This window comes from Sphingomonas parva (ex Maeng et al. 2020) (assembly GCF_004564275.1).
Lineage (GTDB): Bacteria > Pseudomonadota > Alphaproteobacteria > Sphingomonadales > Sphingomonadaceae > Allosphingosinicella > Allosphingosinicella parva.
In genome coordinates this window covers 1-11913 of sequence record NZ_SPDV01000052.1, presented here as the reverse complement: position 1 = coordinate 11913, position 11913 = coordinate 1, and the positions used below count along the sequence as shown (strand labels likewise).

At 69.3% G+C, this 11913-nt stretch carries 12 protein-coding genes; 4 read left to right on the top strand and 8 right to left on the bottom strand.

All coding sequences use genetic code 11. From position 1 onward, the window contains the following. Positions 1 to 51 precede the first annotated feature (51 nt). On the bottom strand, positions 52 to 717 hold the full coding sequence (locus E2493_RS18350) for a protein-L-isoaspartate(D-aspartate) O-methyltransferase (RefSeq protein ID WP_225421585.1): 666 nt from the start codon (positions 715 to 717) through the stop codon (positions 52 to 54). 116 nt (positions 718 to 833) lie between these two features. Here E2493_RS18350 and E2493_RS18345 point away from each other — a divergent pair, with 116 nt between their 5' ends. After that, the gene (locus E2493_RS18345) at positions 834 to 1154 is read left to right on the top strand and encodes a hypothetical protein (protein WP_135089822.1); all 321 of its coding nucleotides are present in this window, start codon (positions 834 to 836) and stop codon (positions 1152 to 1154) included. A 304-nt stretch (positions 1155 to 1458) separates the two neighbouring features. On the opposite strand, the gene E2493_RS18340 is transcribed toward E2493_RS18345, so the two are convergent. Beyond that, the gene (locus E2493_RS18340) at positions 1459 to 1773 is read right to left on the bottom strand and encodes a hypothetical protein (protein ID WP_135089820.1); all 315 of its coding nucleotides are present in this window, start codon (positions 1771 to 1773) and stop codon (positions 1459 to 1461) included. 95 nt (positions 1774 to 1868) lie between these two features. Next, entirely contained in the window at positions 1869 to 2087 is a 219-nt protein-coding gene (locus E2493_RS18335; protein WP_135089818.1) for a hypothetical protein, read from the bottom strand. Positions 2088 to 2202: 115 nt separating this feature from the next. On the opposite strand from E2493_RS18335, the gene E2493_RS18330 reads away from it, so the two are divergent. Together E2493_RS18330 and E2493_RS18325 are read left to right on the top strand one after the other, a co-directional pair. Next, positions 2203 to 2661 (top strand): PH domain-containing protein, encoded by a 459-nt coding sequence (locus tag E2493_RS18330; RefSeq protein WP_167737622.1) that lies wholly within the window; start codon positions 2203 to 2205, stop codon positions 2659 to 2661. Further along, entirely contained in the window at positions 2658 to 4151 is a 1494-nt protein-coding gene (locus E2493_RS18325; RefSeq protein WP_135089814.1) for a PH domain-containing protein, read from the top strand. The genes E2493_RS18330 and E2493_RS18325 overlap by 4 nt, the downstream gene beginning before the upstream one ends. Positions 4152 to 4154: 3 nt before the next feature. On the opposite strand, the gene cysK is transcribed toward E2493_RS18325, so the two are convergent. The 3 genes from cysK to E2493_RS18310 form a co-directional block, all read right to left on the bottom strand. Continuing rightward, positions 4155 to 5075, bottom strand: a complete 921-nt coding sequence (gene cysK, locus E2493_RS18320) for a cysteine synthase A (RefSeq protein ID WP_135089812.1) — start codon at positions 5073 to 5075, stop codon at positions 4155 to 4157. Beyond that, positions 5072 to 6418 carry an MFS transporter gene (locus E2493_RS18315; RefSeq protein WP_135089810.1) on the bottom strand — a complete coding sequence of 449 codons (1347 nt, stop codon included), beginning with the start codon at positions 6416 to 6418 and terminating at the stop codon, positions 5072 to 5074. The genes cysK and E2493_RS18315 overlap by 4 nt, the downstream gene beginning before the upstream one ends. Positions 6419 to 6590: 172 nt before the next feature. Then, entirely contained in the window at positions 6591 to 8867 is a 2277-nt protein-coding gene (locus E2493_RS18310) for an ATP-dependent helicase (RefSeq protein ID WP_225421584.1), read from the bottom strand. Positions 8868 to 9020: 153 nt separating this feature from the next. Between E2493_RS18310 and E2493_RS18305 the strand changes: the two genes are divergently transcribed. Continuing rightward, positions 9021 to 10175, top strand: coding sequence for an aspartyl protease family protein (locus tag E2493_RS18305; protein WP_135089808.1), 1155 nt, complete (start codon positions 9021 to 9023; stop codon positions 10173 to 10175). On the opposite strand, the gene rsmD is transcribed toward E2493_RS18305, so the two are convergent. Both rsmD and E2493_RS18295 read right to left on the bottom strand, forming a co-directional pair. Continuing rightward, positions 10172 to 10696 carry a 16S rRNA (guanine(966)-N(2))-methyltransferase RsmD gene (gene rsmD, locus E2493_RS18300; protein WP_135089806.1) on the bottom strand — a complete coding sequence of 175 codons (525 nt, stop codon included), beginning with the start codon at positions 10694 to 10696 and terminating at the stop codon, positions 10172 to 10174. The two genes, E2493_RS18305 and rsmD, sit on opposite strands and share 4 nt — an antisense overlap. After that, a partial coding sequence (locus E2493_RS18295) for a pseudouridine synthase (RefSeq protein ID WP_404828339.1) occupies positions 10693 to 11913 on the bottom strand: 1221 nt, incomplete at its 5' end. The genes rsmD and E2493_RS18295, both read right to left, overlap by 4 nt.

Genomic DNA, 11913 nt, shown 5'->3' with positions numbered 1-11913 from the left:
TCTGTGGGGAACGGCGCCCACATAGGGGACGATCGCGCTCTTGGGTAGAGGCTAGGCCATCGTCTCGAGCAAGGTGAAGCGCACGGGGATGACGCTGCGGACGTCGATCGTGCCGTCCGGGCTCCGCTCGACGACGCTCAATTGCTGGACGTCCTTGCCGCCGAGGGGGATCACCATCCGCCCTCCCGGAGCAAGCTGATCGAGCAAGGGGCGCGGGACGTCCTGCGCGGCGGCGGTGACCAGGATCCGGTCGAACGGCGCGTGCTCGGCCCAGCCGCGCGAGCCGTCGCCGACGCGGATCTCGACGTCATAGTCGAGCGCGGCGAGGCGCAGGCGCGCGCTCTCGGCGAATTCCTCGACGATGTCGACGCTCCACACCTTCGCGCCCATCTCCGCCATGACCGAGGCCTGGTAGCCGAGGCCGGTGCCGACCTCGAGCACGCGTTCGCCGGGCGCGATGGCGAGCAGGTCCAGCATCAGCGCGGCGATGAACGGCTGCGACAGGGTCTTGTCGAAGCCGATCGGCAGGGGGCTGTCCTGATAGGCGGCCGCGGCGATCTGGGGCGGCACGAAGAGGTGGCGCGGCGCCTCCAGCAGCGCCCGGCGAAGCCCGGGATCGAGCGCGCTCTTGCCGATCTCCTCGCCGGCGAGATCGAAATGGATGTCGATCACCTCGACCATGTGCCGGCGCAGGATGGCGAGATGCTTCTCGGTCATCGGCTTCATGGAGGCGAAACGGCCCTGGCGCGGATGCGTTGCGCCGGATTTCGGCCGTCGTCGCTCAGGAACATCGTGGCCGATCCGAGGATTGGACGGGCTGAAGGAGCGCAGAGATGAACAATCCAGAGACACCCAATGCGAAGACCGGCACGGCCGACAATCCGAGGTCCTGGGGACAGGCTGGCGACGTCGCCCGCGGCGACCCGGACAAGCAGGAGAGCTTCAACGGAAGCACGGGCGGCGGCCAGGCGGGCGGCGGCGCCTATCCGAACCCCCACAGCGGCAAGGAAGGCACGAGCGACGGCTTCATGGGCCACGGCGGCCAAACCGAGATGCCCTATCACGGCACCGGCCAGCTTGGGGAGGACAAGGTCGGCGGCAACGCCAATTCGCCGGCGCAGAAGACGAAGTCCGGCGAGAAGAAGGATCATTGATCGGTCGGGCGAAAGGGTAGGGGCCGGCACGCGTGGTCTGCGCACCGGCCCCTCCCTCAATACGCGACTCGAGGGGTCGGTCCTCGGGGCCAGGCTCGTTAAGCAACCGGAGCCTGAGCCCTTGGATCGACGATGGCCTTATGCCTTGATTCGGTTGAGGTATCGCTGAATGGCCGCGACAGCTGCCGTTCAACTTTCCGGCCCTTTGATGAAACAAGATAACAGCGCGCAGTGAGGCGCGGGCCAAGCTGCGGCCTCCGGCGGCTTGTGGTCAGCTGAACGAGGCTTGCAGCCGCGGTTCACCTCACTGAGCGCTGTTGGTGTCGACCTTGATTTCTTCCGGCACCTCGACCTTCACTTCATCCGGAACGTCGATCTTGACGGTGTCGGGCACTTCCACCTTCGGAGCATCGATGTTGACGTTGACGCCGACCTCGTCGGCGGCGCGGTTGAACACGTTGCCGAAGATCAGGAACAGCGCCACGAGCAGGACGACGAGGACGAGGAGCGCGATCACCCAGCCTCCGCCGCCGCGCCGCCCGCCGCTGTCGGTGACGATCGTCGTGCGCTCGGTGACGCGCTCGTGTTCCGCCGGTCCTTCGCGATTGTAGTCGCCCATATCTCTACTCCCTGTTCATCCGCCAATCGCCGCGCGCGCGTGGAAGGAAGCGGCGCCAGCTGGGCGCCGCCTCTCGAAGGACGCGCGGCTTCGGCTCAGCTGCCCGAGCCGCCGCTGGTCGGCGCGCTGACGTCCACCTTGACGTCGGTCTTGTCGGCGCCGCCCATCAGGCTGCCGCCGAAGAAGTAGAACAGCAGGGCCAGGACTGCGATCAGCAGGACGACCGCGATGATGGTGCCGCCTCCGCCGCCGCCGTCGGTGGTGTGGACGATCGTGGTCTCGCGGGTCTCGCGTTCGCGATCATGGTCACTCATGACACATCTCCATTTGTTTCGGAGGCTCAACGCAGCCGTTGGAGGCCAGTTCCTGCGCCTCGACATCGCCGCGGCGAACCGTCTAGTGTCCGCCGCCCGGGCAGGGGGAGGGCGCATGAAGCCGTTGGAAGCAGGCCAATTATGGGTAATGCGGGTGCGCGCCGCACTCGTCGCGCTGGTGCTGCTCGTCGCCGCGACGGCTGCCGAGATCATCCTCGAGCATGATCGTTTGCCGGACGGGCTGATCGTCGCGGCCGTGCTGCCGGTGGTCGTCTGGCTCGTCCTGATCGCGCCGCGGCGGCGCTGGCGCGCCTGGGGCTATCGCGCCGGCGACACGGACCTCGAGCTTGCCCACGGCGTCTGGACGCAGGTGCGGACTTTGGTGCCGCTCGACCGGGTCCAGCATATCGACATCTCGCAGGGACCGCTCGAGCGGATGTTCGGCGTGTGCCGCCTCGTCCTGCACACCGCCGGAACCGCGCACAGCCTTGTGCTCCTGCCCGGCCTCGCGCGGGACACCGCCGAGCGGATGCGCGACGAGATCCGCGCCCGCATCGGCGAGGAGCGGGCATGAGCGCGCTGGTTCCCGATCGGCGCGTCCATCCGGGAACGATCCTGATCCGCTTCCTGCGCGAGGCGCCGCAGACTCTCCTCGCCCTTCCGGCCGGCATCGCGTTCATGTCGGACAAGGGCCTGTGGGGCGCGCTCTGGGTTGCGGGCGCGGCGGCGCTGGTCGGCCTGTCCTTCCAGTGGCTAAACTGGCATCGCTTCCGCTACGGCGTGGGCGGTGCGGAGATCGTGATCGAGAGCGGAATTCTCCACCGCACCCGCCGCGAGATCCCGTTCGAAAGGATCCAGGACGTCGATATCGAGCAGGCGCTGCTTGCCCGCGTCTTCGGCGTCGCCAAGGTCCGGATCGAGACCGGCGGCGGCGGAAAGGACGAAGGCGTGCTGGACAGCGTCGGCGTCGACGAGGCGGCCAGGCTGCGCGCCGCGGTCCGCGCCTGGCGGGAGGGCGATGCGTCGAGCTTCGCGCCGACGGCAGCGGCGGATGCTGCGCCATCCCCGCGGATCCTGTTCGCCATGGATCTGCCGCGCGTGCTGCTCCTCGGCCTGTTCAGCTTCTCGCTGGTCTATCTGGGCGGCCTGTTCGCGCTGCTCCAGACGTTCGACGATCCGCTGAAGAGCTTCTTCGGGATCGACATCTACGATCCCGGGCGGTGGATCGGGGTGGCGGACGAGGCGGCCCACAGCCGCTTCACGGCAGGCACCGTCGCCGCCTTGCTGATCGTCGCCGTGCTGATCGGGGGCGCTGTGTCGGTGGTGCGCACGGTGGCGCGTGACTACGGCTTCCTCTTCTATTCCGAAGGGGACCGCTTCCGGCGCGTGCGCGGGCTGCTGACGCGCAGCGAGGTGGTGATCGCCAAGCGGCGGATCCAGCTTGCCTGCCGGGAGACGGGACCGGTGCGCCGGCTGTTCGGCTGGTTCCAGCTGTCGTTCCAGACCCTCGGCGCGGCGAGCGACGGCAGCGGCCGCCAGGTCGCCGCGCCGCTCGGGCGGGGCGAGACACTGGCGCCGATCCTTGCCGAAGCGGGCGGGTTGCGCCTGCCCCCGCCGCCGGCGCTGACGATGGTCTCGGAGCGGCACATCGTCCGCGCCCTGATCCGCCGCCTCTTCCTTCCGGCAGCCTGCATCGCGGCAGCGTCGATCTGGTGGCGGCCCGCGCTCTACCTCTGCGCGCTGCTGCCGCTTCTGGGCGTTTCCGCCGCGGTGGCGCGGCGCTTCCATCGCTATGCGCTGGACGGAGACTTGCTGTTCGTCGAGCGCGGCGTCTGGCGCCAGAGCCTGTTCGTCGTCCCGATCGGCAGGGCTCAGGCGGTCACGCTCGAGCGGACCTGGCTGCAGCGGAAGCTCGGCCTCGCCACGGTGGACATCGACACCGCCGGGGCGAGCGCGATGCGCACGCCCCGGATCATCGACATCTCGCACGACAAGGCCAAGACGCTGGCGGCGGAGATCGCCGCACGAGCGATCGGGGCACGACCAGCGGCCGCGCCCGTCTGATTCTCATTCCTCGGGCAGGAACTCGGGGACGGAGAGATAGCGCTCGCCCGTGTCGTAGTTGAAGCAGAGGACTCGGGCGCCTTCCGGCAGCTCCTTCAGCTTCTGGGCGACGGCGGCAAGGCTCGCGCCCGAGCTGACGCCGACCAGGACGCCTTCCTCACGCGCCGACCGGCGGGCCATCTCCTTGGCGTCGTTGGCATCGACCAGGATAGTGCCGTCGAGCACGTCGGTGTGAAGGTTGGCGGGACTGAACCCGGCGCCGATGCCCTGGATCGGGTGGGGCCCCGGCTGGCCGCCGGAGATCACGGGGGAGAGCGTCGGCTCGACCGCGAACACCTTGAGGTTCGGCCACGCCTTCTTGAGCACCTCGGCGCAGGCGGTGATGTGGCCGCCGGTGCCGACGCCGGTGATCAGCACGTCGATCGGCGAGTCGCGGAAATCATCGAGGATCTCCTGCGCGGTGGTGCGCACGTGGACGTCGATGTTGGCCGGGTTCTCGAACTGCTGGGGCATCCAGCTGCCCTCGATCTCCTGCAGCAGCTCCTTGGCACGCTCGATCGCCCCCTTCATGCCCTTCTCGCGCGGGGTGAGATCGAAGCGGGCGCCATAGGCCAGCATCAGCCGGCGCCGCTCGAGGCTCATGCTCTCGGGCATCACCAGGATGAGGCTGTAGCCCTTCACCGCCGCGACCATCGCAAGGCCGATGCCGGTGTTGCCCGACGTCGGCTCGACGATCGTGCCGCCCGGCTTCAGCTGGCCGGAGCGCTCGGCTTCCTCGACCATCGCCAGCGCGATGCGGTCCTTGATCGAGCCGCCCGGATTGGAACGCTCCGACTTCACCCACACTTCCGCATTGCCGAACAGGCGGTTGAGGCGGATATGCGGCGTGTTGCCGATCGTCTCGAGGATGTTGGCGGCTTTCATGACAGTCCTTTCTCGGCTTTGGGATTGAAGCCTGCGGCCATCGCAGGAAGCTCAACGTCGGGTACATCCTTTCCCGCCGCCTCCGCCAGCACTTCGGGCTCGGGCGGAACGAAGCGATCCGCGCGTCGCAGGGGCGGGACCGCCCAGGCGCAGAAGCCGGTCACCGCGACGGCGAGCGCGCCGCCGCCGACCACGGCGAGGACCGGGCCGAAAAGCGAGCCGGCAAGGCCGGCGCGGAATTCGCCGAGCTCGTTCGAGGCCGAGATGAACAGGCCGGAGACGGCCGAGACGCGGCCGCGCATCGCATCGGGCGTGTGAAGCTGGATGAGCGACGAGCGGACATAGACGCTGATCATGTCGGCGGCGCCGAGAACCAGGAGGCTGGCCATCGACAGCCACATCCAGCGGCTCGCGCCGAACACCATGGTCGCGAGCCCGAAGATTGCGACGCAGAAGAACATCTTCGCGCCGACATGGCGCTTCAGCGGCCGCCGGGCGAGGACGAAGGCGGTGAGCGCGGCGCCGACGGCGGGCGCAGCGCGGAGGGCGCCAAGCCCCTCGGATCCGACGTGCAGAATGTCGCGGGCGTAGACAGGCAGCATCGCAGTGGCGCCGCCGAGCAGGACGGCGAACAGGTCCAGGGTGATCGCGCCGAGGACGATCTTGTTGTCGCGAACATAGGCGATGCCCTCGATGACGGCGCGGAGCGGATGGGATTGCCCGGCATTGCCCCGGGGGATGGGACGGATCAGCAGCATCGCGCCGAGCGAGAGGGCGAAGAGGACGGTCGACGCCTCATAGGGCAAGGCGGTGCTCAGCGCGTAAGCGGCACCGCCGAGCAGCGGGCCGGCGACGGCGCCCGCCTGCCACGCGATCGAATTCAGGGCGATCGCGCTCGGCAGGGAGGCGGGGGGCACCAAATTGGGCGCGATCGACGACAAAGCGGGCCCGGCGAACGCACGCCCGATCCCGAGCGCGACCGCCACCGTGAACAGCGGTTCCAGCGTCATGGCGTCGGCCCAGAGGAGCAGGGCGAGCGAGGCGGCGCAGAGCAGTTCCAGCGAGAGGCTGGCACGGACGATCCAGCGGCGGTCGATACGGTCGGCGACATAGCCTGCCACCAGCGTCAGCAGGAGCAGGGGCAGGAACTGGGCGAGCCCGATCATTCCGAGCCAGAAGCTCGCCCGCTCGATCGACATGGTCTGCCGCGCGATATCGTAGACATGGATCCCGATGACCACGACCAGCATCGTGTTGGCGATCGTGCTGGCCAATCGGGCGCACCAGAAGGCGCGATAGTCTCGAAAAGCGAAAGGCGATGCGGGAGGTGCGTCGGCGGCCATCGCCGGCGGCTTAGCCGCGCACGCTCCTGCCTTCAATCGTCCGGGCCAGGAAAGGGGTTCGCTTCCGGCTTGCGTGAGCAGGGCGCAAGATCCTGCTTCGGAGGAGGTGGCAGTTGGAAGATTCTTGCCGACCACGGCCTCGCGCCGCAGGCCGCGGGTCGGCAGCGATCGCTCAGGCGAGATCGACGAAGCTGTCGAGCACGCGCTTGCGCCCGGCGTGCTCGAAATCGATCTCGAGCTTGTTGCCCTCGATCTCGGCGACCTTGCCGTAGCCGAACTTCGAGTGGAAGACGCGCCGTCCGACCTCGATGTCGGTCCGGCCCGGATTGCCGAGGCTGACCGCGCTCGCCCGTGCCTCGATCACGCGCGGCGGGGTACGTTCGAAGCCGCCGCTCACCGCGCGCTGCCAGCCAGGCCCGCGGCCGCTGCCGCGCTGGAGGTTCGAGAAGGGATCGGCGCGCTCGGTCCAGTTCGCGCGCCACAGGCTCTCCCCGCCGCTCATCGTCGTCTCCTGATCGACATGGTCGTCGGGAAGCTCGGCGATGAAGCGCGACGGGATGGACGAGGTCCACTGGCCGTAGATCCGCCGGTTGGCGGCGTGAAAGATGAAGCATTTCCGCCGCGCCCGCGTGATCGCGACGTAGGCGAGACGGCGTTCCTCCTCGAGCGCCGAATTGCCGCCCTCGTCCAGCGCGCGCTGCGACGGAAACACGCCTTCCTCCCATCCGGCGAGGAAGACGGTGCCGAACTCGAGGCCCTTGGCGGCGTGGATGGTCATGATCGTGACCTTCTCCGCCTCGCGCTCGGCGTCGTTCTCCATCACCAGGCTGACGTGCTCGAGGAAGGCGCCCAGCGTCTCATATTCCTCCATCGCCCGGGTGAGCTCGGCGAGGTTCTCGAGCCGGCCGGCGCTCTCGGCCGAGCGATCGGCCTGCAGCATCGCGGTATAGCCGCTCTCGTCGAGCACCAGGCGGGCGAGCTCGCCGTGCGGCAGCTCGTTCAACTTGGCCCGCCAGCGGGCGAAATCGCCGACCAGATTGCCGAGGGCGCGCCGCGCCTGCGGGGTCAGCTCGTCGGTATCGAGCATCTGCGCCGCGGCGGCGAGCAGGGGCAGGCCCGAGGCGCGGGCGATCGCGTGGATCTTCTGGACGGCCTTGTCGCCGAGGCCGCGCTTGGGCGTGTTGACGATCCGCTCGAAGGCGAGGTCGTCGGCCGGCTGGGCGATGATGCGCAGGTAGGCGAGGGCGTCGCGGATCTCGGCCCGCTCGTAGAAGCGGAAGCCGCCGACGATCCGATAGGGGAGGCCGATGGCGATGAACCGGTCCTCGAATTCGCGGGTCTGGAACTGGGCGCGGACGAGGATCGCCGTGTCGGCGATGTGGCCGCCGCGATGCTGGATCGACTCGATCTCCTCGCCGATCCGCCGCGCCTCCTCGGGTCCGTCCCAGACGCCGACGATGCGGACCTTCTCGCCCTCGTCATGTTCGGTCCACAAAGTCTTGCCGAGACGGTCCCCGTTGTTGGCGATCAGTCCGGAGGCGGCGGCGAGGATGTTCGGCGTCGACCGGTAATTCTGCTCCAGGCGGATGATCTTTGCACCCGGGAAGTCCTTCTCGAAGCGCAGGATGTTGGCGATCTCGGCGCCGCGCCACGAGTAGATCGACTGATCGTCGTCGCCGACGCAGCAGATGTTCTTGCGCGCCTGGGCGAGCAGCCGCAGCCAGAGATATTGGGACTGGTTGGTGTCCTGATATTCGTCGACCAGGATGTATTTGAAGCGCTGCTGATAGTGCTCGAGCACGTCGCGGTGCGTCTTCAGGATCACCAGCATGTGGAGCAGCAGGTCGCCGAAATCACAGGCGTTGAGAGTGCGCAGCCTCTCCTGATATCGGGCGTAGAGCTCGGCGCCCTTGCCGTTGGCGAACGCCTCGCTCTCGCCGGCATCGATCTGCTCCGGCGTCCAGCCGCGATTCTTCCAGCGGTCGATCAGCCCGGCGAGCAGCCGCGCCGGCCAGCGCTTCTCGTCTATGTCCGCCGCGGCGATCAATTGCTTCAGGAGGCGGAGCTGGTCGTCGGTGTCGAGGATGGTGAAGTTCGACTGCAGGCCGACCAGCTCGGCATGGCGGCGCAGCATGCGCGCCGCGACCGAGTGGAAGGTGCCGAGCCAGGGCATGCCTTCCACCGCCTCGCCGACGATGCGGCCGACCCGTTCCTTCATCTCGCGCGCCGCCTTGTTGGTGAAGGTGACGGCCAGGATCTCGGAGGGCCAGGCGCGGCGGGTGGCGATCAGATGGGCGAGGCGCGCGGTCAGTGCCGCCGTCTTGCCGGTGCCGGCGCCGGCGAGGACGAGGACAGGCCCCTCCGCGGTCAGGACGGCATCGCGCTGCGGATCGTTCAGGCCCTGGAGGTAGAAGGGCAGATCGGCGACGGTGGGGAGCGGCTCGGTCACGTTGAACAGGTAGGGAACGAAGGCCTCTCGGGCAAGCACGAGTTGAGGGAAGACTCCGTTCGGAGCCGCCGGGCGATGGTCGAGGCGGAATCCTGTCGCGAGCGATCGAAGACGCGGCTAAGCTCCTGAGGAACGTAGACTATCGGGGGATCGATGTTTTCCAGGCGAGACATGCTCGGGGCGGCCGCGGCCCTGCCCTTCCTGCCCGCGGCAGCCCGTGCGGGCGGGGGCGCCACGCGGGTCGGCGGCGCCAGGATCGTGGTTCTCGACAACCGGCTGTGGACGCAGGTGCGCTTCGGCGACCGTGGCCCGTACAGCTTCATCCTCGACAGCGGCGCGTGGACCAATGCCATCCAGAAAGGGCTCGCCCGCACTCTGAAGCTGCGCGAGCGCGGGTCGCTGATCGGGAAGGGAATCGGGGGAACGCAGCAGTTCGTGCATTACGAAGCGCCGGACGTCTCGATCGGCAACATCTCCATCGGCACCGCCGACTTCTCCGGCTTCGAAGGCGCCATGCTGCATCCGGAGGCGAGTGGACTGCTGTCCGCCGCGTTCCTCACGGTCGCGGACGCCGATCTGGACTTCGATCGAAACGAGTGGCGGATCTACCCGGACGGACGCACGCCGGCAGAGGGCTACGTCGCGCTCGCCGGAACGATCCGCGGCAGCGCGCAGCGGCGCGGCGCGACGAAGATCTACGTCGATGCGCGGATGGATGGGCAGACGCTGCGCCTGCTGGTCGACACCGGCGCGCCGGGGCAGCTTCTTCTCGCCCCCGCGGCGACTCGCCGTCTCGGCCTGTGGAACGAGCGGAGTCCCTATGTGCCGACGCCGTTGGCCGGCATCGGCGGCTCGGCAGGCCTGGCGCGACTGGTGCGTGGCAGCAGGCTGCAACTGGGGCCGATCGCCTTCGACCGTCCGCTGGTCATGCTCTCGGATCCGAAGGGACAGGACATGGAGAGCGACGGCATCCTCGGCCTGGGATTGATCGAGCGGATGAACCTTTCCACGGACGTGCGCGGCGGCAAGCTGTGGGCGATGCGCAACGGGCGTCCGGCGCGTCCGGAGCGCTACGGCCTCACCGGCCTGTGGCTCGAGGAGCGCAAGGACGGGCTGGAGGTCGTCGCGGCCAGCCCGCAGAGCCCGGCCGTCGAGGCCGGGCTGCGGCTCGGCGACGCAATCATCGGCGTGTCGCTGGACGAATGGATCAGGAAGGTGGCCCGAAGACCGGGCACGGTCGTCGATTTCGCATTCCGCCGCGACGGCATCGAGCAAGCCGGCCGCCTGACCCTGCGCGCCTTCCTCTAGACGGCCTTGCGCAGCAGGGTGATCTTGGCCTTGCCGTAGACGCGCTCGGCTTCGATCTCGAAGCCTGCGACCGCGACGTTCTCGTCCTTCGCCGTCTCGATGCTGGCCCAGCCGCCCGGTGCGACAGGCAGGTTGGCGAGGGCAGGGGCGGCGAGTCCGCTCGCATAAGGCGGATCGAGAAAGACGAGGTCGAGCGGCTGGAGGAGGCGGACACGCTCGGCCGCGCCGGCGCGCACGTCGCCCTCCGCCCCGAGCGCCTTCAGATTGGCGCGGATCGCATCGAGCGCGGCACGATCGTTGTCGACGAAGGTGCAGCGCGCCGCGCCTCTCGACAGCGCTTCGAGCCCGAGAGCCCCCGATCCGGCGAAGATGTCTGCCACCTCTAGTCCCTCGAAGCTGCCGACCCGGCTCGCCAGCATCGAAAACAGGGCCTCGCGGGCGCGATCGGAGGTCGGCCGCGTGGCCTGGCCCTTCGGCGCGAGGATCGGCCGGCCGCGCCACTTGCCGGCGATGACCCTCACTTCAGACCCTTGCGAAACTCGACGAGGTCGTTCTGGCGCACTTCGTCCACCGCGCCGGCGGGAAGATCCTCGAGCAGGAACGGGCCGTAGCGGACCCGAATCAGCCGCGAGACCTGCAGCCCGAGATGCTCCAGCACCCGGCGGACCTCGCGGTTCTTGCCCTCGGTGAGGGTCATCTCGATCCAGGTGTTGCGGCCGGTCCGCCGCTCGAGATTGGCGTCGATCGGCCCGTAGCGCATGCCCTCGATCTCGATTCCGGTAATCAGCTCCTCCAGCTGGTCCTGGCTGATCTCGCCGAATGCACGGGCACGGTAGGTGCGGGGGATCTTCGAGGAGGGCAGCTCGAGCTTGCGCTTGAGCTCGCCGTCGGTGGTGAGCAGCAGCAGCCCTTCGGTGTTGAGGTCGAGCCGGCCGACCGGCATCACCCGCGGCAGTCCTTCGGGAAGGCGGTCGTAGATCGTCGTGCGCCCGGCGGGGTCGCGCTCGGCGGTCAGCAAGCCGACCGGCTTGTGATAGCGGAACAGCCGCGCTGCCGTGGGCGCACGGACCGGCACCCCATCCACGGTGACGCCCTGCAGCGAGGTGAGGATCGTCGCGGGAGTCTCCAGGGGCACGCCGTCGATCGCAATCCGGCGCTCCTCGATCATGCGCTCGATCTCGCGCCGCGAGGCAATGCCGGCGCGGGCGAGCAGCTTGGCGATGCGCTGGGGCTCGGTCTTGCCGCGCATCGGGGCCGTCTCGGGCCCGGCGGAGACGAAGGAGCGGCCGCGCGGACGAGCAGGCACGGCCGCGGCTTGATCGCGCGCCTGCCTTGCCCCGGTCCGATCGGCCACGGCAGCGCGCTCCCGCCGCGGAGCGGCGCCGGCCGCGCCCTTGCGTCCGGCGCTGCGCTCGGCACGGGGGCCGTCGCTGCGCGACCGCGTCGCCACCGTCCCGTCGGCGCGGATTCGCGGCCCGGCGCTTTCCTTCGGTCCGCGTTGCAGGCTGCTTCCGCGCCGGGCGCGATCGGTCTTCTCGGGCCGGACGCCATCCTCGAGCCGGGGCGCCGGGGTGCCCCACTGGCCGCGCAGTGGTCGTTCGTCGCGGCCGAGGCCCGGGCGTTCGGCGCTGGGGCCGGTCGGGCGTTGCTCGTGCCGCCGGCCCGGACGCGCGTCGGCGTCGCGGAAGGGACGGTCGTCACGGCCTCGGGCCGGGCGCTGGTCGCCGCCGCGCGCGGC